At 70.2% G+C, this 25,361-nt stretch carries 27 protein-coding genes; 14 read left to right on the top strand and 13 right to left on the bottom strand.

Translation table 11 applies throughout. The features are described from left to right. Positions 1-255 precede the first annotated feature (255 nt). The 3 genes from ACIPUC_RS20185 (at position 256) to ACIPUC_RS20175 (ending at position 3,814) form a co-directional block, all read left to right on the top strand. Positions 256-1,371: a LacI family DNA-binding transcriptional regulator gene (locus tag ACIPUC_RS20185; RefSeq protein ID WP_030028209.1), complete on the top strand. Its 1,116-nt coding sequence runs from the start codon at positions 256-258 to the stop codon at positions 1,369-1,371. 217 nt (positions 1,372-1,588) lie between these two features. After that, the gene (locus ACIPUC_RS20180; RefSeq protein WP_446591186.1) at positions 1,589-2,857 is read left to right on the top strand and encodes a metallophosphoesterase; all 1,269 of its coding nucleotides are present in this window, start codon (positions 1,589-1,591) and stop codon (positions 2,855-2,857) included. A 150-nt stretch (positions 2,858-3,007) separates the two neighbouring features. Continuing rightward, a complete protein-coding gene (locus ACIPUC_RS20175) occupies positions 3,008-3,814 on the top strand; it encodes a hypothetical protein (RefSeq protein WP_446590982.1) in 807 nt (268 codons plus the stop codon). Between the two features lie 108 nt (positions 3,815-3,922). On the opposite strand, the gene thiC is transcribed toward ACIPUC_RS20175, so the two are convergent. Continuing rightward, on the bottom strand, positions 3,923-5,710 hold the full coding sequence (thiC, locus tag ACIPUC_RS20170; protein ID WP_361765366.1) for a phosphomethylpyrimidine synthase ThiC: 1,788 nt from the start codon (positions 5,708-5,710) through the stop codon (positions 3,923-3,925). Between the two features lie 212 nt (positions 5,711-5,922). Between thiC and ACIPUC_RS20165 the strand changes: the two genes are divergently transcribed. Further along, positions 5,923-7,302 carry a YibE/F family protein gene (locus ACIPUC_RS20165; RefSeq protein WP_446590981.1) on the top strand — a complete coding sequence of 460 codons (1,380 nt, stop codon included), beginning with the start codon at positions 5,923-5,925 and terminating at the stop codon, positions 7,300-7,302. Positions 7,303-7,445: 143 nt separating this feature from the next. On the opposite strand, the gene ACIPUC_RS20160 is transcribed toward ACIPUC_RS20165, so the two are convergent. The 4 genes from ACIPUC_RS20160 to ACIPUC_RS20145 all read right to left on the bottom strand — a co-directional run bounded on the left by ACIPUC_RS20160 (position 7,446) and on the right by ACIPUC_RS20145 (position 9,720). Further along, positions 7,446-7,895 carry an SsgA family sporulation/cell division regulator gene (locus ACIPUC_RS20160; RefSeq protein ID WP_446590980.1) on the bottom strand — a complete coding sequence of 150 codons (450 nt, stop codon included), beginning with the start codon at positions 7,893-7,895 and terminating at the stop codon, positions 7,446-7,448. A gap of 97 nt (positions 7,896-7,992) precedes the next feature. Then, positions 7,993-8,739, bottom strand: coding sequence for an IclR family transcriptional regulator (locus tag ACIPUC_RS20155; protein ID WP_446590979.1), 747 nt, complete (start codon positions 8,737-8,739; stop codon positions 7,993-7,995). Positions 8,740-9,017: 278 nt separating this feature from the next. Continuing rightward, a complete protein-coding gene (locus tag ACIPUC_RS20150) occupies positions 9,018-9,248 on the bottom strand; it encodes a DUF5326 family protein (RefSeq protein WP_446590978.1) in 231 nt (76 codons plus the stop codon). Between the two features lie 154 nt (positions 9,249-9,402). After that, complete coding sequence (locus tag ACIPUC_RS20145) at positions 9,403-9,720, bottom strand: cupin domain-containing protein (RefSeq protein ID WP_215139776.1); 318 nt, start codon at positions 9,718-9,720, stop codon at positions 9,403-9,405. Positions 9,721-9,809: 89 nt separating this feature from the next. On the opposite strand from ACIPUC_RS20145, the gene ACIPUC_RS20140 reads away from it, so the two are divergent. From ACIPUC_RS20140 to ACIPUC_RS20120, 5 genes are all read left to right on the top strand, one after another. After that, positions 9,810-10,190: a phage holin family protein gene (locus ACIPUC_RS20140; RefSeq protein ID WP_446590976.1), complete on the top strand. Its 381-nt coding sequence runs from the start codon at positions 9,810-9,812 to the stop codon at positions 10,188-10,190. A gap of 11 nt (positions 10,191-10,201) precedes the next feature. Then, entirely contained in the window at positions 10,202-10,705 is a 504-nt protein-coding gene (locus ACIPUC_RS20135) for a low molecular weight protein-tyrosine-phosphatase (RefSeq protein WP_446590975.1), read from the top strand. Next, positions 10,702-11,874 carry a cystathionine gamma-lyase gene (locus ACIPUC_RS20130; RefSeq protein ID WP_446590974.1) on the top strand — a complete coding sequence of 391 codons (1,173 nt, stop codon included), beginning with the start codon at positions 10,702-10,704 and terminating at the stop codon, positions 11,872-11,874. Before ACIPUC_RS20135 ends, ACIPUC_RS20130 begins: the two co-directional genes overlap by 4 nt. Positions 11,875-12,051: 177 nt before the next feature. Next, positions 12,052-12,957, top strand: a complete 906-nt coding sequence (locus ACIPUC_RS20125) for a LysR family transcriptional regulator (RefSeq protein ID WP_446590973.1) — start codon at positions 12,052-12,054, stop codon at positions 12,955-12,957. Between the two features lie 59 nt (positions 12,958-13,016). Further along, positions 13,017-13,496 (top strand): NUDIX domain-containing protein, encoded by a 480-nt coding sequence (locus ACIPUC_RS20120; protein ID WP_446590972.1) that lies wholly within the window; start codon positions 13,017-13,019, stop codon positions 13,494-13,496. Between the two features lie 36 nt (positions 13,497-13,532). Here the strand turns inward: ACIPUC_RS20120 and ACIPUC_RS20115 are convergent, their stop codons facing one another. Both ACIPUC_RS20115 and ACIPUC_RS20110 read right to left on the bottom strand, forming a co-directional pair. Further along, positions 13,533-14,867 carry a globin domain-containing protein gene (locus tag ACIPUC_RS20115; protein ID WP_446591185.1) on the bottom strand — a complete coding sequence of 445 codons (1,335 nt, stop codon included), beginning with the start codon at positions 14,865-14,867 and terminating at the stop codon, positions 13,533-13,535. After that, complete coding sequence (locus ACIPUC_RS20110) at positions 14,861-15,511, bottom strand: HAD family hydrolase (protein ID WP_446590971.1); 651 nt, start codon at positions 15,509-15,511, stop codon at positions 14,861-14,863. Before ACIPUC_RS20110 ends, ACIPUC_RS20115 begins: the two co-directional genes overlap by 7 nt. Positions 15,512-15,638: 127 nt before the next feature. Between ACIPUC_RS20110 and ACIPUC_RS20105 the strand changes: the two genes are divergently transcribed. Genes ACIPUC_RS20105 through ACIPUC_RS20095 form a run of 3 tightly spaced genes read left to right on the top strand, consistent with a single transcriptional unit; the run spans position 15,639 to position 18,238 of the window. Continuing rightward, on the top strand, positions 15,639-16,526 hold the full coding sequence (locus ACIPUC_RS20105; protein WP_446590970.1) for a GNAT family N-acetyltransferase: 888 nt from the start codon (positions 15,639-15,641) through the stop codon (positions 16,524-16,526). A 17-nt stretch (positions 16,527-16,543) separates the two neighbouring features. Then, positions 16,544-17,005: an N-acetyltransferase family protein gene (locus ACIPUC_RS20100; protein ID WP_446590969.1), complete on the top strand. Its 462-nt coding sequence runs from the start codon at positions 16,544-16,546 to the stop codon at positions 17,003-17,005. Between the two features lie 57 nt (positions 17,006-17,062). Beyond that, positions 17,063-18,238: a winged helix DNA-binding domain-containing protein gene (locus tag ACIPUC_RS20095; RefSeq protein WP_446590968.1), complete on the top strand. Its 1,176-nt coding sequence runs from the start codon at positions 17,063-17,065 to the stop codon at positions 18,236-18,238. A gap of 16 nt (positions 18,239-18,254) precedes the next feature. Here the strand turns inward: ACIPUC_RS20095 and ACIPUC_RS20090 are convergent, their stop codons facing one another. Both ACIPUC_RS20090 and dnaB read right to left on the bottom strand, forming a co-directional pair. After that, entirely contained in the window at positions 18,255-19,640 is a 1,386-nt protein-coding gene (locus tag ACIPUC_RS20090; RefSeq protein ID WP_446590967.1) for a serine hydrolase domain-containing protein, read from the bottom strand. Positions 19,641-19,650: 10 nt separating this feature from the next. After that, positions 19,651-21,120 (bottom strand): replicative DNA helicase, encoded by a 1,470-nt coding sequence (dnaB, locus tag ACIPUC_RS20085; protein WP_215139829.1) that lies wholly within the window; start codon positions 21,118-21,120, stop codon positions 19,651-19,653. 452 nt (positions 21,121-21,572) lie between these two features. On the opposite strand from dnaB, the gene ACIPUC_RS20080 reads away from it, so the two are divergent. Then, the gene (locus tag ACIPUC_RS20080; RefSeq protein ID WP_446590966.1) at positions 21,573-22,910 is read left to right on the top strand and encodes an MATE family efflux transporter; all 1,338 of its coding nucleotides are present in this window, start codon (positions 21,573-21,575) and stop codon (positions 22,908-22,910) included. Positions 22,911-23,036: 126 nt separating this feature from the next. Here ACIPUC_RS20080 and rplI read toward each other — a convergent pair whose 3' ends face one another. The 4 genes from rplI to rpsF form a co-directional block, all read right to left on the bottom strand. Beyond that, a complete protein-coding gene (gene rplI / locus ACIPUC_RS20075) occupies positions 23,037-23,483 on the bottom strand; it encodes a 50S ribosomal protein L9 (protein ID WP_360902748.1) in 447 nt (148 codons plus the stop codon). 18 nt (positions 23,484-23,501) lie between these two features. Beyond that, a complete protein-coding gene (gene rpsR / locus ACIPUC_RS20070) occupies positions 23,502-23,738 on the bottom strand; it encodes a 30S ribosomal protein S18 (RefSeq protein WP_005315025.1) in 237 nt (78 codons plus the stop codon). Between the two features lie 43 nt (positions 23,739-23,781). Continuing rightward, the gene (locus ACIPUC_RS20065; RefSeq protein ID WP_446590964.1) at positions 23,782-24,381 is read right to left on the bottom strand and encodes a single-stranded DNA-binding protein; all 600 of its coding nucleotides are present in this window, start codon (positions 24,379-24,381) and stop codon (positions 23,782-23,784) included. Between the two features lie 72 nt (positions 24,382-24,453). After that, positions 24,454-24,744: a 30S ribosomal protein S6 gene (gene rpsF / locus ACIPUC_RS20060; protein WP_004950685.1), complete on the bottom strand. Its 291-nt coding sequence runs from the start codon at positions 24,742-24,744 to the stop codon at positions 24,454-24,456. A 249-nt stretch (positions 24,745-24,993) separates the two neighbouring features. Here rpsF and ACIPUC_RS20055 point away from each other — a divergent pair, with 249 nt between their 5' ends. Further along, on the top strand, positions 24,994-25,317 hold the full coding sequence (locus tag ACIPUC_RS20055; RefSeq protein ID WP_446590962.1) for a hypothetical protein: 324 nt from the start codon (positions 24,994-24,996) through the stop codon (positions 25,315-25,317). Positions 25,318-25,361 lie beyond the last annotated feature (44 nt).

The following is a 25,361-nucleotide window of genomic DNA, read 5'->3' as shown; positions in this document are numbered from 1 at the left end:
AGCGCGCGCATATATGCGCGCGCTGGTGGCCTGCGCCGTGGCGCGCGTCCCTCGTGCAGGTGAGTTGAGACCGGCCCGAGACCGCACCGTTTTGGCATGCCCGTGGCCGCCGACAAGCTTCACCGCAGAGTATTTCGATCAAATGCCTTCAGTTCCAAGGTCATTGGGGGTGGCGAACCACGCAGAAACGTGCCTGTCAACGCGTGCATATGCACACGGACCACCCACCCCACCGAGCCCTACTATCGGCTCGCCATGACAGCAGCAGGGAAGCATCAGGTGAGCCGGACCGAGACCACCCGGCGGGCCGCCGGCCGACAGGGCCGGGCAGGCATCAGGGACGTGGCCGCCGCGGCGGGCGTCTCCATCACAACCGTCTCCGACGCGCTCAATGGCAAGGGACGGCTGCCTGACGCCACCCGCCGCCACGTTCGCGAAGTGGCCGACAGACTGGGCTACCGCCCGTCCGCCGCCGCCCGCACCCTCCGTACCGGCAAGTCGGGCCTCATCGGCCTGACCGTGACGACGTACGGGGATGAACCTTTCACCTTCACCGAATTCGCCTACTTCGCCGAGATGGCCAGGGCCGCCACCTCGGCCGCGCTGGCCCGCGGCTACGCCCTCGTCATCCTCCCCGCCACGTCCCGACACGACGTGTGGTCCAACGTCGCCCTCGACGGCACCGTCGTCATCGACCCCTCCGACCACGATCCCGTCGTCACCGAACTGGTCCGCCAGGGCCTGCCCGTGGTCTCCGACGGCCGCCCGGCAGGCTCCCTCCCCGTCACCGCCTGGGTCGACAACGACCACGAGGCCGCCGTACTGGGCCTGCTCGACCACCTCGCCGCCGCCGGGGCCCGCAGAATCGGGCTGCTGACCGGCACCACCACCGACACCTACACCCGACTCTCCACCACCGCCTACCTCAACTGGTGCGAGCGCGTGGGCCAGGACCCGGTCTACGAGTCCTACCCCGCCCACGACCCCTGCGCGGGCGCCGTGGCCGCCGACCGGCTCCTCGCCCGCCCCGACCGGCCCGACGCCGTGTACGGGCTCTTCGACCCCAACGGCACCGACCTGCTCGCTGCCGCCCGGCGCTACGGCCTGCGCGTCCCGGAGGACCTGCTGCTCGTGTGCTGCAGCGAGTCCACCGTGTACGCCAACACCGAACCCCCCATCACCACCCTCTCCCTCAAACCGCGCCGCATCGGCACCGCCGTCGTGCAGCTGCTCATCGACGCGATCGAGGGAGTGGACACCGGACGCCCCGTCGAACAGGTCGTCCCGACCGAGCTCATCATCCGTACCTCGTCGCAGCGCAGGCAGCCCCGTACGACCGTCAGTCCGCCCCGCTCCCCGGCACAGGACTGACCCGCCCCACCGCTCCCTGGGCGGTGCCATCGGCTCCGCCCAGGATTCCAGGAGCACAGATATCGGGAGAAAATGGTAGGAACGACTGGTTCCGGAGAGGATTCACCACCCCTGGTGCGTCACACAGCGCGAGCCGCATTCCTATGATGGGCGCACGACATCACGGACCCTCCTCCCTGGAGGTCAGGAGGGTCCGCAGGTGTACGGCAGCGCGACGGTGGTGGAGGGGTCGATGACTCAGGGGGCCGGTCAGGGACCCGCGATGCGGACGGAAACGCTGCGGGACTTCCGGGTGCCGGTCATCGAACCCGCTCCATACGCCGTATCCGCCGGGCTGCCCGATGAGGCCCCCGTCTACGGCGAGTACCCGGCGTACTACGAGGAAGGCGCACGGAGCGTACCCGCGCAGCCGGGCTACACGCCGCAGCCGGCCACGCGGCCCGCAGCACCGCCCGCGCCGCACCACGAGGCGTACACGGTCCACGAGGCGCACGAAGTGCACGAGGTCACGGAGCCGGACCCCCGATCCGAACCCGACGACGACCTCGACGGCTACACCCCGACCTACCGCGACCTACCCGTCATCGGGCGCGGCGCGCTCGGCGGCCCCGGCGACACCGTGCAGATCCAGTACGTGCCCCAGGACCTGGCGGCCGCCGGTCCCGGCCCGCTCTACGTCGTCGGCGACGTCCACGGCTACCTCGACGAACTCGTCACCGAACTCCACGCCCAGGGCCTCATCGACGCGGAGCGCCGCTGGTCCGCCGGCAACGCGCGGCTCTGGTTCCTCGGCGACTTCACCGACCGCGGGCCCGACGGCATCGGCGTGATCGACCTCGTCATGCGCCTGTCCGCCGAGGCGGCGGCCGCCGGCGGCTACTGCAAGGCCCTCATGGGCAACCACGAGCTGCTCCTCATCGGCGCCAAGCGGTTCGGCGACACCCCCGTCTCCTCCGGCGCCGGCACCGCCACCTTCCAGGCCGCCTGGCTGCTCAACGGCGGCCAGCGCACCGACATGGAACGCCTGCAGGACGTACACCTGCAGTGGATGTCCCGGCTGGACGCGGCCGTCCTGGAGGAAGGGCACCTGCTCCTGCACTCCGACACCACGGCCTACCTGGACTACGGCGACTCGATCGAGGACGTCAACGACACCATCCACGAACTGCTCAACCGCAACGACGCCGACATCACCTGGGACCTCTTCCGCAAGTTCACCAAGCGGTTCGCCTTCCGCGACGAGGAGACCGGCCCGGGGGCCGTACGCGAACTGCTCGGTACCTACGGCGGCAGCCGCGTCGTGCACGGGCACAGCCCCATCCCCTACCTGCTCGGCGAAGTGGGCACCGAGGACGGTGACGAGTCACGTGGACCGGAGGCCGTGGACGGCCCCCACGTGTACGCGGACGGGCTCGCCATCGCGATGGACGGCGGCGTCACGATGGCGGGCAAGCTGCTCGTCGTGCAACTTCCTCTGAGCGACTGAGGGTTTGTCACGCAGGGGGTATTTCTGCAAAGCCCCTGTCAACCTGCGGTGTGGGGCCTCTACCATCGCTCTATCCGTAGCAGGCTCTCCTCCGTTTGTGCCGGCGCCCGGGTCTACGCGGGCAAACCGGCCTCCACGGAGCATCGGGGGATGCACATGACCAGCGCTCCGCACCTGCTGACCGAAGACCGGCCGGAGTTCGATCGGCTCCTCGACGAGGCGCTGCGCACCGCACACGAACGGCCCGAGCTCGCCGCCCTCGGCGAACGTCTGAACGCCGAACAGCTGCGCACCATGGCCCTGGGGGCCAGCGCCCTGCTGACGGCAGCAGCCGCCACCGAGTACGCCCACTACGTGAAGGTCCGCGAGGAACGGCGCGACGAAGTCCTCTCCACTCCCGGGACAGCCCGGGAGGAGGCCGACGGAGAGGGCGGCGCGGGCCTCGGCGCCGTGATCGCGGTCCTCGCGCCCGTCCTGGCGGGCGCCGCCATGCTGATCTTCCTGCTGGTGGGCTACATCCTGAAAATGATCGAACCCGAGCCGGCCTTCGCCGAGACCATGCTGACGGCGGGCTCGTTCTTCGGCGTGCTCACCGTCGCCTCCCTGGTCTTCGCCGTGATCGGCCTGCTCGTGACGGCCGTACGCAACAGATCGACCGAGGTGGCCGCGGACGGCGCAGAGGCGATACCGGACGAAGTCGCGCGGGCCCGCGAGGCCTGGCGGCACGCACTGCTGGAGCGCGGCATCATGCCGTTCCTGCGCGACGCTCTCGCCGACCCGGGCGCGGGAACCGGTTTTCCGGCCCCTCGCAGACGCGGCAGCCGGATGCCCCATCTGGGGTACACGGCTCCTGACTTCACCAGTCCCGGCTCCCCCTCCCAGGGCCCCCGCCCCGGCCACACTCCGCCGGACTTCTCAAGTCCGGACTTCGGCGGCCCGGAACACGGGCCGAAGTAGGCCTCGCCGCCGGCGGCCGGTGTTTCAGGGCGATGTTTCACGTGAAACAACGGCGCCGCCCCCGGCCCGACCGGCCGTGGAGCGGCGCCCTCGCACGTGAGCGGTGCGTCAGTCGGCCAGCGGCAGGTAGACGCGGTTGCCCGAGGCCGCGAACTCGGCGGACTTCTCCGCCATGCCCGCCTGGATCTCGTCGGCCTTGAGGTCACCGCCGTGCTCGCGGCGGATGTCCTGCGAGATCTTCATCGAGCAGAACTTCGGACCGCACATGGAGCAGAAGTGCGCGGTCTTCGCCGGCTCGGCGGGCAGGGTCTCGTCGTGGAACTCACGGGCCGTGTCCGGGTCGAGGGCCAGGTTGAACTGGTCCTCCCAGCGGAACTCGAAGCGGGCGTCCGACAGCGCGTCGTCCCACTCCTGGGCTCCGGGGTGCCCCTTCGCCAGGTCCGCGGCGTGCGCGGCGATCTTGTACGTGATCACGCCGGTCTTGACGTCGTCGCGGTTGGGCAGGCCCAGGTGCTCCTTGGGCGTGACGTAGCAGAGCATCGCGGTGCCCCACCAGGCGATCATCGCGGCGCCGATGCCCGAGGTGATGTGGTCGTAAGCGGGCGCGACGTCCGTGGTCAGCGGGCCGAGCGTGTAGAACGGCGCCTCTTCGCAGATCTCCTGCTGGAGGTCGATGTTCTCCTTGATCTTGTGCATCGGGACGTGGCCCGGGCCCTCGATCATCGTCTGGACGTTGTGCCGCTTGGCGATCGTGTTCAGCTCGCCCAGCGTCTTCAGCTCCGCGAACTGCGCCGCGTCGTTGGCGTCCGCGATGGAACCGGGGCGCAGGCCGTCACCCAGCGAGTACGTGACGTCGTACGTCGCGAGGATCTCGCAGAGCTCCTCGAAGTTCGTGTAGAGGAAGTTCTCCTTGTGGTGCGCCAGGCACCACGCGGCCATGATCGAGCCGCCGCGCGAGACGATGCCGGTCTTGCGGCGGGCCGTCAGAGGCACGTACGGCAGCAGCACGCCGGCGTGGACCGTCATGTAGTCGACGCCCTGCTCGGCCTGCTCGATGACCGTGTCCTTGTAGATCTCCCAGGTCAGGTCCTCGGCGCGGCCGTCGACCTTCTCCAGCGCCTGGTAGAGCGGGACGGTGCCGATGGGGACGGGGGAGTTGCGCAGCACCCACTCGCGCGTCGTGTGGATGTTGCGGCCCGTCGAGAGGTCCATGACCGTGTCGGCGCCCCACTTGGTGGCCCAGGTCATCTTGTCGACCTCTTCCTCGATGGAGGAGGTGACCGCGGAGTTGCCGATGTTGGCGTTGACCTTCACCAGGAACCGCTTGCCGATGATCATCGGCTCGATCTCGGGGTGGTTCACGTTCGCCGGAAGCACCGCACGGCCTGCGGCGATCTCCTCGCGGACGACCTCGGGGGAGACGTTCTCCCGAATCGCGACGTACTCCATCTCCGGGGTGATCTCGCCCCGGCGGGCATACGCGAGCTGCGTGACGGCGGCGCCGCCGCGGCCCCGGCGGGGCTGGCGCGGGCGGCCCGGGAAGACCGCGTCGAGGTTCTTGAGCCCGCCCCGCGGCGAGGTGTGCTTGATTCCGTCGTCCTCGGGGCGCACGGGACGGCCCGCGTACTCCTCGGTGTCCCCGCGGCCGATGATCCAGTTCTCGCGCAGCGGCGCGAGACCGCGGCGCACGTCGGTCTCGATCTGGGGGTCGGTGTACGGCCCGGACGTGTCGTAGAGCGTCACGTCCTTGCCGTTGGTGAGGTGGACCTGGCGGACCGGCACCCGGATGTCGGGGCGGGAGCCCGCCACGTAGCCCTTGTGCCAGCCCGGCTGGCGCTCGGTCTGGCCGTCGGCGTCCTGGCTGACGGCAGGCGTGCGTGCGTCCTGAATGGTCATGAGACCTGATCTCCCTACGCCGGCATTACCCGGTAACAGGTTCGGCGGTCGACGCAGCCTCTTCCCGTACGCATCCGTGATGCTTGTACGGTGATCAGCGTCCTCTCAGCCCGGTGCTCCGAGCTCCCGCGTTGTGCAAAGGTGCCCCCACGCTAGCGTCATCTAGGGCGTGCTGAACAGTGGGCCCCCTCATCTCTTGCGATGATCTGCCAGTGACGACCTCGCCGCAGCCCCCCAGCGACCCCACGGATCCCACTGGCCACACGGGCCACGCACACTCGGGTTCCGGACATGCCGCCGGCCATGGACACAGCCACGGCCACGGCCCGGCAGCCCCGGTCTCGAAGCACCTGCGCAAGGTCATCGCGGCCGTGCTGATCCCCTTCGCCGCCGCGGTCTTCGTCGGCATGGCGGTGCTCTGGCCGGGCGGCGCCCCCGCTCACGAGCGCACGGGCGTCGGCTTCGACCGCCAGACCCAACAGGGCACGGTCGTCTCGCTCGAGCATGTCGACTGCAAATCGGTGAACGCCTCGCAGGTGCCGCCCACCGGCGACACGTCCACCCCCGAGGGCCGCGAGGCCCAGGCCGCACAGACCGGCGAGTGCAAGAAGGCCACCGTGAAGGTCGGTACCGGGCCGGACCAGGGCCGCACCTTCATCGAGATCGTCCAGCCGGGCGCCCCGCGGCAGTTGGCGGACGGCCAGGAGGTGGTGGTCGCGTACGCGCCGGACGCCCCGCGGGACCTCCAGTACTCGGTGATCGACGTGAACCGCAAGTTCCCCATGGCGCTGCTGGCGGGCATCTTCGCCGTCGCGGTCGTCGTGGTCGGCCGGATGCGCGGGCTGTTCGCGCTGATCGCGCTGGTCATCAGCTTCGGGGTGCTGACCCTCTTCATCCTCCCCGCCATCCTGCAGGGGTCGAACCCGCTGGTCGTCGCGGTCGTCGGGGCGAGCGCCATCATGCTCATCGCCCTCTACATGTGCCACGGACTCACCGCCCGCACCTCGGTCGCCGTCCTCGGCACGCTCGTCTCACTGCTGTTGATCGGGCTGCTGGGCTCGCTGTTCATCGGCTGGGCGTTCCTCAGCGGCAACACCGATGACAACACGGGTCTGATCCACGGGCTCTACCCGGACATCGACATGAGCGGTTTGCTGCTCGCAGGCGTGATCATCGGATCGCTGGGTGTGCTCGACGATGTGACGGTCACCCAGACCTCGGCGGTCTGGGAACTCCACCAGGCCGACCCGTCGATGGGCCCGCGCACCCTGTACAGGGCAGCCATCCGGATCGGCCGCGACCACATCGCATCGGTGGTCAACACACTGGTGCTGGCGTACGCGGGTGCCGCGCTCCCGCTGCTCCTGCTGTTCTCGATCGCGAACAGCAGCATGGGTTCGGTGGCGAACAGCGAGCTGGTCGCGGAGGAGATCGTACGGACCCTCGTGGGCTCGATCGGGCTCGTGGCCTCGGTCCCGGTGACGACGGCGCTGGCCGCTCTGGTCGTCTCGGCCGACCGGCCGGGCACCCCGGACAGCGGAGCGGTCTCGGGGCCGGTCCGCGGCGGCCGGGGCCGCCGGCGCAAGCGCTGAAGGTGTTCAGGAGGGGTGAAGGCGTTCAGGGCGGAACGGGCGCTCAGCGCGTCGGCACGCTGAGCCCGTCATCCCGGGTGGCCCTGAGGGGCATGTGAGGGAACGTCCGTGGTCAGCGGACCCCCTCACCCGGTGCCGGCTGGTCAGCCCGCGTTCTGCTCGTTCTGCCGGGATTGGGCCAGGATCTTGCCGAGCGCCTCGTCAAGGTTCTCCTCGAAGTCGCCCAGGTTCCGCTCCTGGCCGAGCGGAACGAGCCGGTCGGTGCGATCGAGGAACGCGACGAGCGGCGCCGCGCCGGCGCGGAACAGGGCCCGGTCGCCGCCGACCTGAAGGCGGATGTGGACATCGGACAGATCCTCGGGATCGGTGGGGGCGATGTGCACATCGCCGTCACCGCACGGCTTGTTGATGCCGTCGAGGAGGAGTTCCCGGCCGAACGCCCAGGTCACGGGCGCATCTCCGGGAAGGTGGAAAGTAAGGCGGACTGCGTAGGGGTCACGAGCGTCGTACCGGAGTTCCACCGGGATCCGGAACGAGAGCTCCTCGGAAACGAGGAAACTCATCATGACCTCTGCTTGAACCGACTCGCGCATTGCCTACCCCGCTGTAGTGGAAGTGGCCAGGAATGATCCCCCAAGGCCCTCTTGACAAGAGTGGTGGAAGCGCTAGCAGATCACAAGGAGTGAGTTTTCAGATACTGATAGAGAACGAGAGGGTGCTCAACAGCGCGCCTACTTCACTCCGTAGTCGATCGACTACATAGAGCAACCGATGTTCTTGGTGGAGAGGCAGAGAAATCGCCATGGTCGCGGCGGCATCGCCCGCGGTAATGGGAATGGCGGCGCATACCGTGCCCAAGGCATATTCCTGTCGCTCGATCACAGGCTGCATTCGTTCCAGAGATCCGATCCGGTGCTCCAAGGACCGTTGATCCGCCACCGTGTATGGGGTGATGGCCTCGACCGGGTGCCGGTCGTAGTAGTCCTTGCGCGTCTTCTCGTCGAGCTGGCCGAGCAGGCACTGCCCGATGGCGTGCGCGTGGCCGGTCTCGCGGAAGTCGGCCCACTCCTCGCAGGCCGGATTGGCCGGGGTGTCCGAGACACCCAGGAGCTCGATCTCACCCTCGCGGAACATCGCGAAGTAGACGGGCGCCCCGACGGCGTCGCGGAAGTGCGCGAGCGAGTCGAGGATCATGCTGCGACGTTTCTGCTGGAGTCCCCCACCGGCCAGCCGCCCGGCTGCGTCGCCCAGGACGAAGACTCCGCTCTCCCGGCGCAGATAGCCCTCGTGCGTCAGGGTGCGCAGCAAGTGGTACGCGGTGGGGAGCGGGAGGCCGGCCTCGCGCGCCAGCTGTTTCGCCGGGGCTCCCTCGCTGTGCGAACCGACCGCTTCGAGCAGCCTCAGCGCCCGCTGCACCGAACCGATCAGCGTCGGCACACCGGCGTTGTGAACCGAAGACAAAGCTCACCCCCAGGCGTGGCGGCGGGCTGTGGGGGCCCGCCCTGCGGGGGCCGCCCCCGCGTGTGCCGTGACTCCTGGGGGTCGTGCTCAGCACCTACGTGAGACAACCGCAGCTCAGAGCGGCAGTACCGGCTTTCGGTGCCCAGGGAACGGCACAGATTGCCACTCTATCCGCCGATTCCCGTGGTGTGAGCGGTTTCGCCCACCACGTTCCCTCGCCTGGCCCAATCGGGAACCGTCAGGTCCAAGTCCCTTTACCACTCACCGGAAGAGGAGGACTTCGAGCCGCTGCCGCTGAACTTCTTCACCATGAAGATCAGGCCGCCGACGAGGCCGACGAAGAGGAGCAGCTTGAAGACGAACGAGATCAGCGCGCCAAGGACGCTGGTGATCACACCGCCGAAGACGAACAACGCCAGAAGCGGGACCGCGACCCACTTGACCCACCAGGGCATGCCTGCGAATACCTCTCGGATGCCGTTCATGTCCTCGACCTCTTCCTCGTCTTCATCGTCCGTGACTTCCTGCTCCCGATGCTAGGAGGCGGCGGACTCGGGCGGGGGCCCGCGAGCCCCCGCCGTCCCCTGATCCGCCCCCTAGGGGGACCCGGGCCGCGGCCCTCGTCCAACGGGGAGCCGCTCAGCCCTCCGGCGGGGAGAACACCACCATCACCCGCAGGTCCTCGCTGATGTGGTGGAACTTGTGCGGGACCCCGGCGGGGACGTAGACGACACTGCCGCGCGCCACGGTCGTCGTCTCCTCCCCGACCGTGATCGAGGCCCGGCCGCTCACGACGAAGTACACCTCGTCCTGGCGGTGCGGCTGCTGCGGGTCGCTCTGTCCGGCGTCGAGCGCGTACAGCCCGACCGACATGTTCCGCTCGCGTACGAACTGCAGATACGCGCCGTCGTTGGCGGCCCGCTCCGCTTCGAGCTCGTCAAGCCGGAAGGCTTTCATCGTTGTTGTGCCCCTTGTACTCGATCGTTCCCTCGCATCCGCTGATCTGCGGATGTCCCACCGGGATCTTCTCTGCCACGATCAGACACATGACGAATTTCGTAGTCAAGACGCTCGCCAACGCAGCGGCACTGGCCGTCGCCATCTGGCTCCTCGCCGGCATCACCTTGGACGACGGCAGCAGCATGGGCCGCCGCACGCTGACCCTCATCCTGGTGGCCCTGGTGTTCGGCCTGGTCAACTTCATCGTCAAGCCCGTGGTGAAGCTGTTCTCGCTGCCGCTCTTCATCCTGACCCTCGGACTGTTCACCCTCGTCGTGAACGCCCTGATGCTGCTGCTGACCTCCTGGCTGGCCAAGCAGCTCGACCTCAGCTTCCATGTCGACGGCTTCTGGACCGCGGTCGTCGGCGGCCTGATCATCTCCGTCGTCTCGTGGGCCGTGAACATGGTCCTGCCCGACAAGAACTGAACGGGCCGCCCATGTACCGCGTGTGCTTCGTCTGCACGGGAAACATATGCCGCTCGCCCATGGCCGAGGCCGTCTTCCGCGCACATGTCGCCGAGGCCGGGCTCGACGGCCTGGTCGAGGTGGACAGCGCCGGGACCGGCGGCTGGCACGAGGGCGACGGCGCCGACCCGCGCACCGTCTCCGTCCTGGAGGCCGCCGGATACGAGCAGGACCACCGGGCCCGCCGGTTCCGGTCCTCCTGGTTCGAGCGCCTCGACCTCGTCATCGCGCTCGACGCCGGGCACCTGCGGGATCTGCGGGCGCTAGCCCCCACCCCGCAGGACGCCGCCAAGGTCCGGCTGCTGCGGTCCTACGACCCGGCGGCCACGGCGGCGGAGGCCGACGTACCCGATCCCTACTACGGCTCACTCGACGGTTTCGAGCAGTGCCTGGAGCTGGTCGAGGCGGCGAGCCCCGGTCTGCTGGACGCCGTACGCGAGGCCGTACGCGAGGCCGCCAAGGAGCACATCGCATGAACGAGGACACGTACGAGGACGCCTGCGGGACCGCCCGGCTCGGCGACGGCACCCGAGCCGTCCGTGCCGGACTGCCCGAGCCCGTCAAGAACGAGCCGCCCCTGCCCGGACCGGTCTTCGCCGCCCACTTCCACCTCCCCGGCGACGTAGAGGGCCCGTACACCTACGGCCGCGACACCAACCCGACCTGGACCCTCCTGGAACAGGCCGTCGGGGAGCTGGAGGCTCCCGGCCAGGACGTGCACACCGTCGTCTTCGCCTCCGGCATGGCCGCGGTCTCCGCGGTCCTGCTCTCCCAGGCGCGCACCGGCGACACCGTGGTCCTGCCCGACGACGGCTACCAGGCGCTGCCTCTCCTCCGCGAGCAGCTGGAGGACTACGGGATCCACGTGCGCACCGCCCCGACCAGGGACGAAGCTCAGCTGGCGGTGCTCGACGGCGCCCGGATGCTGTGGATCGAGACCCCTTCCAATCCCGGGCTCGACGTGTGCGACGTACGCCGCCTCGTGGACGCGGCGCACGCCGGCGGGACCCTGGTCGCCGTCGACAACACCCTCGCCACGCCGCTCGGCCAGCGGCCGCTCGAGCTCGGCGCGGACTTCTCGGTCGCGAGCGGCACCAAGGGCCTGACCGGACACGGCGACCTGCTGCTCGGCTACGTCGTCTGCCGCGACCCGGAACTCGCCGCCCGGGTCCGGCAGTGGCGCAAGATCGTCGGAGCGATCCCGGGCCCGATGGAGGCCTGGCTCGCCCACCGTTCACTGGCCACCATCCAGCTGCGCGCGCAGCGCCAGTGGGCCAACGCACTGGCCGTCGCCGAGGCACTGGGCGATCGCGCCGAGGTCACCGCAGTGCGCTATCCGGGCCTGGCCTCGGACCCGTCCCACAAGACGGCCTCCCGCCAGATGCGGGGCTTCGGGTCGGTGGTCTCCTTCACGCTGCCCGACCGCGCGCACGCCGAACGCTTCATGGCGGCCCTCCACCTGGTCGAGGACGCGACGAGCTTCGGCGGAGTACGGTCCACCGCCGAACGGCGCGGGCGGTGGGGCGGCGACGCGGTGCCGGAGGGATTCATCCGATTCTCGGCCGGCGCGGAGGACACCGAGGACCTCGTGGCGGACGTCCTGCGCGCTCTCGACCGCGCGGCCCTGGCGCCCCACGGAGGCTGAACGGGCCGTGGAACGGCGGTCCGAGCCTCCCCCCTCGTGGCTCGGACCGCCCTCGGGTTCTGTCGGCGAAGAACCACGTGACAAGGCTAGTTGACTCAGCGTCAGAGTCCAATCACGGTAACGACAGGGGGCTATCGGCATATTTATAGTTGAAGGCCCCCACCGAGAGGTGCCGCGATGGACCTGGCCCTGCTGCGCACCTTCGTCGCCGTACACCGGGCGGGTTCCTTCACCCGGGCGGCCGCGCTCCTGGGGCTGTCCCAGCCCGCCGTGACCTCGCAGATCCGCACCCTCGAACGCCAGCTGGGCCGCCCGCTCTTCCACCGGCGGGCCCGCGGTGTCACACCGACCGCCATGGGCGACGAGCTCGCCCACAAGGCCGCCCCGCACCTCGACGCGCTGCTGCGGATCACCGAGGCCGAGCGGGAGGCCGCCGGCGCCGTGCGCACCCTGCATGTGGCCGGGCCCCCCGAGTTCCTGTGCCTGCGCGTACTGCCCGCCCTCGCACCCCTGGTCGGCCAGGGCCACACCCTGCGCGCCGCGCTCCAGAGCGGCGCCGAGGAGACCCTCGACGGGCTCGCCGCCGGCCACCACGACCTCGTCGTCACCACCGCCCGCCCCCGGGGCCGGCTCTTCACCGCCACGGCGCTGTGGGACGAGGAGCACGTGCTCGTCGCCGCGCCGTACTGGGCCGCCCTGATCGGCACGGACGAGCTGCGGGAAGCCGGTCCCGCCGCTCTCGCGGGGATTCCGTTCGTCGAGGTCCACGAGAGCCTGCCCCTCGTCACCCGCTACTGGGCTGCCGTCTTCGACGCCCGGCCCGATGCCGGTGACTCCGCCGCCACCGTGGTCGCGCCCGATCTGCGGGCCGTACTGGAATGCGTGCAGGCCGGTGCCGGGTTCGCGGTCGTGCCCCGCTATCTGTGCCAGGACGCCCTCGACAGCGGCCGGATCGTGGCCCTCGCGGAGCCCCCGGTGCCTCCGCTGCGCACCTGGTTCCTCGTCGTGCGGGCCGGCAGCCTCGCCCTCGCCCATCTCGCCCGCGCGCACGAGCGGCTGCTGCACGCCGCCGCACGCTGGTGAGCCCCGTTTTTCGGCCCCTGGCGCGTTTCAGAAGGGGAGCCGTGGGCCACTCTTCTCCCATGACCGAACGTCCCGTGGTCAAACGCACCGCCCGCGCGATCCTGCTCGACGGTGACGACCTGATCCTCATCAAGCGCACCAAGCCCGGCGTCGATCCGTACTGGCTCACCCCCGGCGGCGGGGTGGAGTCCTCGGACGCCACCGTCGTCGACGCCCTCCACCGGGAGGTCCACGAAGAACTCGGCGCGAAGATCATCGATGTGGTGCCCTGCTTCGTCGACACCGTCGAGCACATCGCCGACGGGGGAGTGACGGGCGTGAAGGTGCAGCACTTCTTCGTCTGCCACCTCGAATCGATGGACCCCAGCCAACGGCACGGTCCCGAGATGGACCACCCCGAGGGCGAGTACGAGATCGTCCGCGTGCCCTTCAGCCGGGTGGGCATCGCCGCCGTCCACCTCGTTCCGCTGTCCCTGCGGCACTACCTCGACGGCAACATCGAGGGCGTGCGCGCCATGCACGCCCCCGACCTGGGCTGAGCCCCCGGCCGGGACCGGCGGGAGTGGCCGCCGGTCTCAGCCGGGCACGCCCGCCAGCTCCTCCACCGCGTCGTGGCGGATCCGATCGCCGGGGATCCCGATCCGCTTGAGCTCGTCGACCCCGCTGCGGATCATCGCGGGCGGCCCGGATATGAACGCGTCGTACGAACTCCACGGCCCGTGCTCCCCGACCGCCTGCGGCAGCTGCCCGGCGAGCCAGTCGCCGACCACCGGACGCACCGACAGCCAGGGGTGCGAGCGCTGCAGCCCCAGCAGGGTGTCCTTGTCGTACAGGTCGTGGTCGCTGCGCGCCCCGAAGAACACCTCCACCGGGCGCCGCTCACCGTGCACGGCCACGTCCTCGATCAGCGCCTTGATCGGGGCGATTCCGGTCCCCCCGCCCAGGCAGAGCATCCCGTTGTCCGTCGTGTGGTCCACCACCATCGACCCGGCCGGCGGTCCGAGGCGCAGCACGTCCCCCGGGCGGGCGTGGCGCACCAGGGCGTTGGAGACCCAGCCCGCGGGCACGGCCTTGACGTGGAAGGACAGCAGTCCGTCGGCGCGCGGCGCCGAGGCGAAGGAGTAGTGCCGCCACACCCGGGGCCACCACGGGGTCTCCAGGCTGGCGTACTGGCCGGCCAGGAAGGCATACGGCTGGTCGGGACGGACGGTCAGCACCGCGATGTCCGAGGTGCGCAGATCATGGGAGACGACCTCCGCCTGCCACCACGCCGGGCTCGTGACCCCGTCCTGCGCGGCCGCGTCGATCATGATCTGGGAGATGGCGGTGTAGGCCCGTACCCACGCCGCCTCGGTCTCCGGCCCCCAGGTCGTCTGCGCGTACCGGGCCAGCGCGCCGATGAGGGCCTCGCCCACCACCGGGTAGTGGCCCGCCATGGTGCCGTACTTGCGGTGCCCGGTGCCCAGCCGACGCAGATAGGGCGTGAGTACGGCCGGGTTGTCGATGTGCTCGGCCGCGGTCAGCAGGGCCTTCAGCAGCCGGTCGCGCTGAACGTCCATGGCGGCGGGGAACATGCCGCGCACTTCCGGGTGCCCGGTGAACACCAGGGCGTAGAAGTACGAGGTCACCTTGTCGGCGACGGGTGCGATGTCCGCGAGGGTCCGGCGGATCAGCACGGCATCCGGTGAGGGCTCGGCCGCACCGCCCTCGGCGGGTATCCGGCCTGTCCCCCCTCTGGCCGATCTGGTGGGCGGAGCGTCCATGCGGTGCCTCGCTTCGAGCATCTCGGTCGGTCTGCAAGGCCACGGTCTTGAATCCGTGGTTCCGGGTTTTACAGCGTGCCAGCCGGTCCGGAGGCCGGCGGGGAAACGCGGGAATTCCGCGTTTCGAACCCACTTTCCTCTTAAGATGCCTCAACTCCCGGGCGTGGCATGCCTGCAAGCTGGTATGCCTCCCGAAGGTCCCGGCCCTCGTACACGTGGGTGGCACGGTCCGCCAGATACGGCCGCGCGTTGACCGCCACCGAGACCGGCACCACCTCGAAGAGCACCGCGTCGGTCATCGAGTCCCCGTACGCGACGCAGTCACCGCGGCTCACCCCGAACCGCTCGCACAGTTGGTCCGCCACCGTGACCTTGCCCTCGGGCGTCAGGATCCCGGACACCTCCATGGGCCCGGTGAACGGCACCTGCGGGAACACCGAACCGTGCGCGGCGTGCGCGCCCCACTCCAGTAGCAGTTCCACGAAGAAGGACGGCGACAAGGAGATCACCGCGCAGTAGTCCCCGCGCTCCCGGATCTCCCGCCACACCTCCTGGATGCCCGCCAGCCAGGGGGAACCGTCGAACGCCGCCCGGACGTGCTCGGGCGTCAGCTCCGACCACAGAGCATGAGCGGCCACGGAGAACTGCTGCGGCCCGATCTCCCGCGCACTGAACGATCGCTCCAGCTCGGCGATCTCGGCGCTCAGACCGAGCTGTCGGGAGATCTCGACCGGCGCCGCGGAGCCGAACATCAGGGTGCCGTCGAGGTCGAAGAGGTGCAGGGTGGCCATAGCCATGGAGGCTAAACCGTCCGCTTCACGCAGGCGATGTTTCACGTGAAACAGGCTGGTGTTTCACGTGAAACATTCCACCCAAATCCTCTGGACGGCTCCCGGCCCCATGATCCAGTCTGAGTCGGTGACACCTCCACACCTGACCGAGCTGCCGATCCGAGCGCTGGCCGCGGACGATCTCCGCCACTGCGCCGACCTCTCCGAAGACCGCGGCTGGCCCCGCGAGGACCACAAATGGGGACTGCTGCTCGCCGCCGGAAGCGGCTTCGGTATCGACGCCCCGGACGGGCAGGGACTGGCTGCCGCCTGCATCGTCACCCGGTACGGCGGTACGCGCGACGAGCCGGAGCTCGCCGCCATCGGCATGGTCCTCGTCGCCGACCGCTACTCCCGCCGGGGCCTGGGCCGCCGCCTGATGGCCCACGTCTGCGACGACGTCCTCAAGGGCGTCCCGCTCACCCTGCACGCCACGCCCTACGGCCGCCCGCTCTACGAGGATCTCGGCTTCGAGACAGCCGGCCGCGCCGAGATGCTGAGGGGCGTCTTCCGCCCCGACCCCGCGGCCAAGCCGTCCGACAGCACCACCGTCCGGCCCGCCACCGCCGAGGACCTCCCGCGGATCCTCCAGCTGGACACCGAGGTCTTCGGCACCGACCGGACCCACATGATCACCCGGCTGCCCGCCTTCACCGACCGGCTGCTCGTCGCCGAGGACCGGGCGGGCGCCCTCACCGGCTACGCCGCGATCTGGCCCAACATGGAGACCCATGTCATCGGCCCGCTGATCGCCCGCGACACCGCCGGAGCCCAGGCCCTCGTCACCGCCCTCGCCGCCACCACCGACCGGCCGCTGCGCACGGACGTCGACGTACGCCACGAGGAGCTCGTCTCCTGGCTCAAGGACCGCGGCCTCGGCTCCGTGGCCTTCAACGCCGTCATGACCCGAGACCTCCCGGACCTGCCCGGCGACTGGACCCGCCGCTGGGCGCCGCTCACCGTGGCCGCAGGCTGAGAAGGGAACACCCGACCGTGACCGAGACACCCGAGCCGGCCATCCGCACCGCCACCGAGGCGGATCTGCCCGCCATCGTCGCCATGCTGGCCGACGACCCCCTCGGAGCCACCCGGGAATCCCCGGACGACCCCACCCCGTACCTCGCGGCTTTCAAACGCCTGGCCGAGGACCCGAACCAACACCTCGTGGTCGCCGTCCGGGCGGACCGCGTCGTGGGCACGCTCCAGCTGACGATCGTCCCCGGGCTCTCCCGCAAGGGGTCCACCCGCTCCATCATCGAGGGCGTCCGCGTCCACGCCGACGAGCGGGGCAGCGGCCTCGGCACCCGCTTCATCGAATGGGCGATCGAGAAGTCCCGCGCCGAGCACTGCGACCTCGTCCAGCTGACCTCCGACGCGACCCGCACCGATGCCCACCGCTTCTACGAGCGGCTCGGCTTCGCCCCCTCCCACGTCGGGTTCAAGCTGCAGCTCTGACCGTCCGCACCCGTAGGCCGGGCCGCCGCGTCAGCGGCCCGGCCTACGATCGGGAGGATGAGCCCCAGCCTGCCTCTGGTCACCACCGCCGAGCGCCGTCACCGCCTCGGCCGACGCCACCGCCTGGCTCCCTCGGCCCGCGCCGCCACGGTCCCCCAGGCCGCCGACGCCGTCGTCGCCCTGCACGCCACCGACGCCGCGACCGTCTTCCTCTCCGCCCGCGCCCGGCTCACCGAAGGCAGCGCGGGCACCGTCGAGCAGGCGCTCTACGAGGACGTCAGCCTCGTCAGGCTGCTGAGCATGCGCAACACGCTCTTCGCCGTTTCGACCGAACTCGCCCCGCACGTCGACTCCTCCACCGCCCGTGCCATCGCCGTCAAGGAGCGCCGCACCCTCCTCAAGCACCTCGAGGAGGACGGCCAGGGACTGGACGCCGCTTGGCTGGCCCAGGCCGAGACCGCTGCGCTCGAAGCCCTCGACAGCAGCGGGCCCTGCACCGGCAGCCAACTGTCCGCCGCCGTCCCGGCCCTGCGCCAGAAGATCACCATCGGCCGGGGCCAGAAGTACGAGACGCAGACCGGCGTCGCCACCCGCGTCATCCGCCTGCTGGCCGCCGACGGCCGGATCCGCCGCGACCGCCCGCGCGGCTCGTGGACCTCCAGCCAGTTCCGCTGGGTCCACACCGAGCGCTGGCCCGCCGTACCCGCGGCCGAGGCCCGCGCCGAGATCGCCCGCCGCTGGCTCCACGCGTACGGGCCGGCCACCGAGGCCGACCTCAAGTGGTGGACCGGCTGGACCCTCGGCGACGTACGCAAGGCCCTCGCGGCCGTGGGCCCCGACCAGGTGCGCCTGGAGGACGGGACCACCGCCCTCGTCAGCCCCGGGGACACGGCACCCGAACCCGCCCCGGAACCGTGGGCCGCCCTGCTCCCCGGCCTCGACCCCAGCGGCATGGGCTGGGCCGACCGCGGCTTCCACCTCGACCCCGCCCACCGCCCCGCCCTCTTCGACTACGCCGGCAACATCGGCCCCACCGTGTGGTGGAACGGCGAGATCGTCGGCGGCTGGGCCCAGCGCGCCGACGGCGAGATCGTCTGGCGGATGCTGGCAGACCCCGGCCGCGCCGCCGAGAAGGCGATCACCGCCGAGGCCGCCCGCCTCGCCGCATGGGTCGGCGATGCCCGCATCACCCCCCGCTTCCGTACCCCGCTGGAGCGCGAGCTCGTCGCCTAGTGCTGTGGCCGGACCGTCAGCCGATGCCCCGCCAGCCCTGCGGGTCCACTCCGCCGGGCACCGGGGCCTGGGCGTCGTACGGCTCCCGCGTGAACACGAAAGACGCCAGATCCAGGTGGCTGACCGAGCCGTCGCCACGCCGTACCGCCCGCAGCGTCTCACCCGCGTAGTAGCCGGACAGGCCGGTCCAGGTGCCGTCCGGCTCCGCCCGGAAGCGCGCGGACCGCCCGCTCGCACCCATCGGCCCCAGCTCCAGCGATCCGTCCGCTTTCAGCCGCACCACCTGGGCCGACGTCCCCCAGTACCAGGGCCCGCACACCTCCAGCGGCACCTGGTCGGACTCCGTGAACGGCCGCCACGGCTGCGGGAACCGCGGCTCGGCGTCCGCGACGACCGCCACCAGGTCGGCGGCCACCGACGAGGCCGGCAACCCCGAAGTGCAGTTCGCCAGCACCACCGCCGCCACGTCGTCCGCCTCGCTCAGCCACAGCCCCGCGACGAACCCCGGCAGCGATCCGCTGTGCCCCGCGAGCCGGCGCCCGTTCTGGGCCGTCAGCTGGATACCCAGCCCGTAGCCGACCTCTGCGATGCCCGGCTCCGGCGGCGCCGCCGACGTGCGCATCTCCCGTACGGAGTCCGCACCGAGCACCCGCTCGTCCCCTCGCATCAGGAAGTCCGCGAACCGCGCCAAATCCCTTGCCGTCGACCAGAGCTGACCGGCCGGAGCCATCAGCCCCAGGTCCTCCAGCGGTTCGGGCATCATCAGGTCCGCCCACGGGTGCACCGCCCAGCCGCCCGCGTGCGGCGCCTGCGGCGACCCGCTCGTCCGGTCCAGCCCCAGCGGCTCCAGCACCTCCGCCCTCAGCACCTCTTCCCACGGCTTCCCGCGCAGCGCCTCGATCAGCGAACCCAGCAGGGTGTACCCGGGGTTGGAGTAGTGGTGCCTGCTCCCCGGCGCGTGCCGGAACGGCTCGTCCCCGAGCACGTCGGCGAGCTCGGGCCGCAGCGCACCGGGAGTGCGCTCCCACCACTCACCGGGCGTCTCCGCTGCCAGGCCACCGGTGTGGGCCAGCAGTTGGGCGATGGTCACCTCACCGGCTCCGGTACCCGGCAGGTGCTTCTCCAGCGGATCCCCGAGTCCCAGCAGGCCCTCGTCCCTCAGCCGCATCACCAGAACTGCGGTGAAGGTCTTGGTGATCGACCCGATCCGGTACTGGACGTTGCCGTCCGGGCCGTGACCCTCCACCGAGGTCCTGGAGCCCTCCCAGACCACCTTCCCGCCCCGCACCACGGCCGCGACCACGGACGGAGCCCGTCCCTCGCTCTGCGCAACGGCGATCCGGTGCCTCAGCACACGCCGGGTGCCAGGAAGAACGTCCAGGTCCTCAGAGATCTCATCCATGATCGGGATGCTACGTGTTGGCCATGTCCACGAACCGCGAATAGTGGCCCTGGAAGGCGACCGTGATCGTCGCCGTGGGGCCGTTACGGTGCTTCGCCACGATCAGGTCCGCCTCACCCGCGCGGGGGGACTCCTTCTCGTACGCGTCCTCGCGGTGAAGCAGGATCACCATGTCCGCGTCCTGCTCGATCGAGCCCGACTCACGCAGGTCGGAGACCATCGGCTTCTTGTCGGTGCGCTGTTCCGGACCACGGTTCAGCTGGGACAGCGCGATCACGGGGACCTCGAGCTCCTTCGCCAGCAGCTTGAGGTTTCGGGACATGTCCGAGACCTCCTGCTGACGGCTCTCGGGACGGCGCGAGCCGCCCGACTGCATCAGCTGGAGGTAGTCGATGACCACCAGGGAGAGGTCGTTGCGCTGCTTGAGCCGACGGCACTTGGCCCGGATCTCCATCATCGACAGGTTGGGCGAATCGTCGATGTAGAGCGGGGCCGCGGACACGTCCGGCATCCGCCGGGCCAGCCGGGTCCAGTCGTCGTCGGTCATCGTGCCCGAGCGCATGTGGTGCAGAGCCACCCGGGCCTCGGCCGAGAGCAAGCGCATCGCGATCTCGTTGCGCCCCATTTCGAGGGAGAAGATCACGCTCGGCAGGTTGCTCTTGATGGAGCAGGCGCGCGCGAAGTCCAGCGCGAGCGTGGACTTGCCCATGGCGGGACGGGCCGCGATGACGATCATCTGGCCGGGGTGCAGGCCGTTGGTCAGCGAGTCGAGGTCCGTGAAGCCGGTCGGCACGCCCGACATCTGGCCGCTGCGCGACCCGATCGCCTCGATCTCGTCGAGGGCGCCCTCCATGATGTCGCCCAGCGGCAGGTAGTCCTCGGAGGTCCGCTGCTCGGTCACCGCGTAGATCTCGGCCTGGGCGCTGTTGACGATCTCGTCGACGTCCCCGTCGGCCGCGTAGCCCATCTGCGTGATCTTCGTACCGGCCGCGACCAGGCGGCGCAGGACGGCACGCTCGTGGACGATCTCCGCGTAGTACTCGGCATTCGCCGCCGTCGGGACCGACTGCACCAGCGTGTGCAGGTACGAGGCCCCGCCGACCTTGCTGATCTCCCCGCGCCGGGTCAGCTCTGCCCCGACGGTGATCGGGTCGGCCGGCTCCCCCTTGGCGTACAGGTCGAGGATGGCCTGGTAGATCGTCTCGTGCGAGGGCCGGTAGAAGTCGTGGCCCTTGAGGACCTCGACCACATCGGCGATCGCGTCCTTGGACAGCAGCATGCCGCCGAGCACGGACTGCTCGGCGTCCAGGTCCTGGGGGGGGACGCGCTCGAAGCCGCCGCCGGCGCCGCCGCCGTCCCAGGAGCCGCCCTCGCGGCCCCGGTCGTGCTGCTCGTCCCCGCGTCCGCGGCCCTCGCCGTTGCGGCGGGGACGGGGCGGCAGACGGTCACCCGGACCGCTGTCGGCCCAGGGGTCGTCCATGGGCTCGGACATGCTCACCGGGCCGCCTCCTCACGTCCGCAACGCGGACCTTGCCGTGCCACTCTTTCTACGACACGGCTCTGACATTTGGGGCACCCGAATCGGCTGGGGGCGAGTCGGGCAACGCACCACGGTAGGGCCGACGGCGGCGTCAGCCAATCTTGTTATCCACAGGCTGTGTGGATGAGATGTGGACGACGGCGCCAATGCTGTGGGTAAGTCCGCGGAAGCTGTGCACGGACCGGGGGACGACGCTGTGGACAAAATCACCTGCCCCACCCTTCCACCCCACCTGACCTGCGATTTCCTGCATCGGCGACCCTGCTGCGGAAAAATCTTGGCCGCGGTTGCGAGATCGCCTCCAACGGGTGGGGAGGAACGCGCAAGTCAGCGCGTTGGTAAGGATCCAAATGGGATTGCATCCATTACCTGTGGAAGATTAGATTGAGCACATGACACAGGCCCCCGCCGCACCGAAGGCTGTGCCCAGACGGCACGACCGAGAGATCTTCGCGCTCGCCGTCCCCGCCTTCGGCGCCCTCGTCGCCGAGCCCCTCTTCGTGATGGCCGACAGCGCCATCGTCGGGCACCTCGGGACGCCCCAGCTGGCCGGCCTCGGCATCGCGGCGGCACTGCTCACCACCGCCGTGAGCGTCTTCGTCTTCCTCGCCTACGCCACCACCGCGGCCGTCTCCCGCCGGGTCGGAGCGGGCGACCTGCAGGCAGCCATCCGGCAGGGCATGGACGGCATCTGGCTCGCCCTCCTGCTCGGCGCGGCCGTCATCGCCGTGTTCCTGCCCGCCGCCCCGTGGCTGGTCTCCGTCTTCGGCGCCTCCGACACCGTCGCCCCGTACGCGATCACCTATCTGCGGATCTCCGCGCTCGGCATCCCGGCCATGCTCATGGTCCTCGCCGCCACCGGTGTGCTCCGCGGCCTCCAGGACACCCGTACGCCGCTCTACGTCGCCGTCGCGGGCTTCGCCCTCAACGCGGCCCTGAACGCCCTCCTCGTCTACGGCGCGGACCTCGGCATCGCCGGCTCCGCCTGGGGCACGGTCATCGCCCAGTGCGCCATGGCCGCCGCCTACCTCGTCGTCGTCGTCCGCGGAGCCCGGCGGCACGACGCCTCCCTGCGCCCGGACCTCGCGGGGATCCGGGCGTGCGCCCAGGCCGGCGCACCCCTGCTGGTCCGCACCCTGTCCCTGCGCGCCATCCTGATGATCGCGACGGCCGTGGCCGCCCGCCTGGGCGACGCCGACATCGCCGCCCACCAGATCCTGCTCGCCCTGTGGAGCCTGCTCGCCTTCGCCCTGGACGCCATCGCGATCGCCGGGCAGGCGATCATCGGCCGCTACCTGGGCGCGGGCGACACCAGCGGCGCCAAGGCCGTCTGCCGCCGCATGGTGCAGTGGGGGATCGCCTCGGGGATCGTGCTCGGCCTCCTGGTCGTCCTGGCCCGCCCCGTGTTCATCCCGCTGTTCACCAGCGATCCGGCGGTCGAGGACGCCCTGCTGCCCGCCCTGCTGGTCGTCGCGCTCTCCCAGCCCGTCTCCGGCATCGTCTTCGTTCTCGACGGCGTCCTGATGGGTGCGGGCGACGGCCGCTACCTGGCCCGGGCCATGCTGGTGACGCTGGCCGTGTTCACCCCGGCGGCGCTCCTGGTACCGACCATGGGAGGCGGCCTGACGACGCTCTGGTGGGCCATGACGCTGATGATGCTGGTTCGGATGGTCACCCTCCAGCTGCGCGCCCGCTCGGGCCGGTGGCTTGTCGTCGGGGCGACGCGCTAGCCATGTTTCACGTGAAACATCGCCACCCGCCGCGCATGTTTCACGTGAAACGTCGCCCCCGCCGCCGTATCCGGGAACGACGAAGGGCCGCACCCCAGCGGGGTGCGGCCCTTCGTGTGCGCAGCCTTAGGCGGCGACGACCTCGACGCCCACGTTCGCGGCCACGTCGGCGTGCAGACGCACGGAGACCTGGTACGAACCGAGGGTCTTGATCGGGGAGCCCAGCTCGACGCGGCGCTTGTCGACCTTCGGGCCGCCCGAGGACTCGATCGCCGTGGCGATGTCGGCCGGGGTCACGGAACCGAAGAGACGACCGGCGTCACCCGCGCGGGTGGCCAGACGGACCTTCACGCCCTCGAGCTTGGCCTTGACCTCGTTGGCCTGCTCGATGGTCGCGATCTCGTGGATCTTGCGGGCGCGGCGGATCTGCGCCACGTCCTTCTCGCCACCCTTGGTCCAGCGGATCGCGAAACCACGCGGGACCAGGTAGTTGCGAGCGTAACCGTCCTTGACGTCGACGACATCGCCGGCGGCACCGAGGCCAGATACCTCGTGGGTCAGGATGATCTTCATTAGTCGGTCACCCTTTCCTTATCGCGCGGTGGACGTGTAGGGCAGCAGCGCCATCTCACGGCTGTTCTTCACGGCCGTGGCGACGTCACGCTGGTGCTGCGTGCAGTTGCCGGTAACGCGGCGGGCACGGATCTTGCCGCGGTCGGAAATGAACTTCCGCAGCATGTTCGTGTCCTTGTAGTCCACGTAAGCGGTCTTGTCCTTGCAGAACGCGCAGACCTTCTTCTTAGGCTTGCGCACAGGCGGCTTCGCCATTGTGTCTCTCCTGTGTGATCAAGAAGTTTGGATGCGAGCTGCCCTAGAAGGGCGGCTCGTCCGAGTAGCCACCGCCGGAGCCGCCGGAGCTTCCGCCCCAGCCGCCACCGGCGCCGCCGCCCTGCTGCTGCTGGCCGCCGGCCGGCGCGCTGGACGCCCACGGGTCGTCGGAGGGAGCTCCGCCGCCCTGCGGGGCGCCGCCGCTGGGGGCTCCGCCCCAGCCACCGCCGCCGCCCTGCTGCTGCTGTCCGCCGCCGTATCCACCCTGGCCACCACGACCGGTGGTCTTGGCGACCTTGGCCGTGGCGTTCTTCAGGCTGGGGCCGACTTCCTCGACGTCCAGCTCGTAGACCGTGCGCTTGACACCCTCACGGTCCTCGTACGACCGCTGCCTCAGCCGGCCCTGCACGATGACGCGCATGCCCCGCTGGAGGGATTCGGCGACGTTCTCCGCCGCCTGCCGCCACACCGAGCAGGTCAGGAACAGGCTCTCGCCGTCCTTCCACTCATTGGTCTGACGGTCGAAGGTGCGGGGGGTGGACGCGACACGGAACTTCGCGACCGCCGCACCCGAGGGGGTGAAGCGCAGCTCGGGGTCGTCGACGAGATTGCCGACGACCGTGATGACGGTCTCGCCTGCCATGGATGAACCTCTCGGCGGGGATTGCTGCTGGGCTGCTGTGCTACTCGATCCCGATTACCGCTGAACCGAAGTTCAGTGGGTCTCGGGGCGAAGGACCTTGGTCCGGAGAACCGACTCGTTCAGGTTCATCTGTCGGTCAAGCTCCTTGACGACCGCAGGCTCGGCCTGAAGGTCGATGACCGAGTAGATGCCCTCGGGCTTCTTCTTGATCTCGTAAGCGAGACGACGACGGCCCCAGGTGTCGACCTTCTCGACCTTTCCGTTGCCCTCACGGACGACGGAGAGGAAGTTCTCGATCAGCGGGGAGACAGCGCGCTCCTCGAGATCGGGGTCGAGGATGACCATCACTTCGTAGTGACGCATGTGGAACCCACCTCCTTTGGACTCAGCGGCCACGGTCGTTCCGTGGCAGGAGGGTCGTGATGCGTGCGCACGGTGTCCGAGAGCAGACACCGCGCAGCTGTACAGACTACCTCCTCGACTCCTTCCGGTTGAAATCCGGCGCCAGGGGGACACAATCTGTATCCATCGGGTGTGCTCGGTGCTATGCCCCCCGGCCCCGCCGGAGGCGGCCCCGCGCACCGCTCTGCTTCAGCCAGGAGGTGCCCTCCGATGGCACAGGCCATGCGACCCCAGTCCTCACCGCCGCCGATCTCGCTCTTCTCGACCGACGGCAAGCCCCACCCGCTGCAGGACACCCTGATGGCGGTCACCCTGATCCTCGGCGCCGTGGCGTTCGTCACGGCGTTCTTCCACCACCTGCACCTGCTCAGCTCGTGGACCGGGCTGCTCGGGATCCTCACCGGCGCGTACGGGCAGTTCATCTCCGTCACGACACGCGAGCGCTTCGCACTGATCATCGGCCTTGGCGCAGCGGGCATCGGCTTCTTCCTCGGCATGGCGCACGGCGGCCTCTTCGGCGGCTGGCTGGGCTGACCGGGGTACCTCCGCGGCAGGGGGCCGCCCACACCGGGCCGGGC

It is taken from the genome of Streptomyces sp. LARHCF249 (genome assembly GCF_052871255.1).
Note: the sequence above shows the minus strand (reverse complement) of the source record. Positions and strands in the feature narration are given on the sequence as shown.

Excerpts from the sequence above, each read along its gene's own strand:
- ACIPUC_RS20160 (WP_446590980.1), bottom strand. The coding sequence starts at position 7,895 with ATGCGCGAGTCGGTTCAAGCAGAGGTCATGATGAGTTTCCTCGTTTCC.
- ACIPUC_RS20110 (WP_446590971.1), bottom strand. The coding sequence starts at position 15,511 with ATGGCCACCCTGCACCTCTTCGACCTCGACGGCACCCTGATGTTCGGC.
- ACIPUC_RS20125 (WP_446590973.1), top strand. The coding sequence starts at position 12,052 with ATGGACCTGGCCCTGCTGCGCACCTTCGTCGCCGTACACCGGGCGGGT.
- ACIPUC_RS20185 (WP_030028209.1), top strand. The coding sequence starts at position 256 with ATGACAGCAGCAGGGAAGCATCAGGTGAGCCGGACCGAGACCACCCGG.
- ACIPUC_RS20140 (WP_446590976.1), top strand. The coding sequence starts at position 9,810 with ATGACGAATTTCGTAGTCAAGACGCTCGCCAACGCAGCGGCACTGGCC.
- ACIPUC_RS20175 (WP_446590982.1), top strand. The coding sequence starts at position 3,008 with ATGCACATGACCAGCGCTCCGCACCTGCTGACCGAAGACCGGCCGGAG.
- ACIPUC_RS20055 (WP_446590962.1), top strand. The coding sequence starts at position 24,994 with ATGGCACAGGCCATGCGACCCCAGTCCTCACCGCCGCCGATCTCGCTC.
- rplI (WP_360902748.1), bottom strand. The coding sequence starts at position 23,483 with ATGAAGATCATCCTGACCCACGAGGTATCTGGCCTCGGTGCCGCCGGC.
- ACIPUC_RS20095 (WP_446590968.1), top strand. The coding sequence starts at position 17,063 with ATGAGCCCCAGCCTGCCTCTGGTCACCACCGCCGAGCGCCGTCACCGC.
- ACIPUC_RS20065 (WP_446590964.1), bottom strand. The coding sequence starts at position 24,381 with ATGGCAGGCGAGACCGTCATCACGGTCGTCGGCAATCTCGTCGACGAC.
- ACIPUC_RS20130 (WP_446590974.1), top strand. The coding sequence starts at position 10,702 with ATGAACGAGGACACGTACGAGGACGCCTGCGGGACCGCCCGGCTCGGC.
- ACIPUC_RS20150 (WP_446590978.1), bottom strand. The coding sequence starts at position 9,248 with ATGAACGGCATCCGAGAGGTATTCGCAGGCATGCCCTGGTGGGTCAAG.
- ACIPUC_RS20080 (WP_446590966.1), top strand. The coding sequence starts at position 21,573 with ATGACACAGGCCCCCGCCGCACCGAAGGCTGTGCCCAGACGGCACGAC.
- rpsF (WP_004950685.1), bottom strand. The coding sequence starts at position 24,744 with ATGCGTCACTACGAAGTGATGGTCATCCTCGACCCCGATCTCGAGGAG.
- ACIPUC_RS20135 (WP_446590975.1), top strand. The coding sequence starts at position 10,202 with ATGTACCGCGTGTGCTTCGTCTGCACGGGAAACATATGCCGCTCGCCC.
- ACIPUC_RS20090 (WP_446590967.1), bottom strand. The coding sequence starts at position 19,640 with ATGGATGAGATCTCTGAGGACCTGGACGTTCTTCCTGGCACCCGGCGT.
- ACIPUC_RS20120 (WP_446590972.1), top strand. The coding sequence starts at position 13,017 with ATGACCGAACGTCCCGTGGTCAAACGCACCGCCCGCGCGATCCTGCTC.
- dnaB (WP_215139829.1), bottom strand. The coding sequence starts at position 21,120 with ATGGACGACCCCTGGGCCGACAGCGGTCCGGGTGACCGTCTGCCGCCC.
- ACIPUC_RS20145 (WP_215139776.1), bottom strand. The coding sequence starts at position 9,720 with ATGAAAGCCTTCCGGCTTGACGAGCTCGAAGCGGAGCGGGCCGCCAAC.
- thiC (WP_361765366.1), bottom strand. The coding sequence starts at position 5,710 with ATGACCATTCAGGACGCACGCACGCCTGCCGTCAGCCAGGACGCCGAC.
- rpsR (WP_005315025.1), bottom strand. The coding sequence starts at position 23,738 with ATGGCGAAGCCGCCTGTGCGCAAGCCTAAGAAGAAGGTCTGCGCGTTC.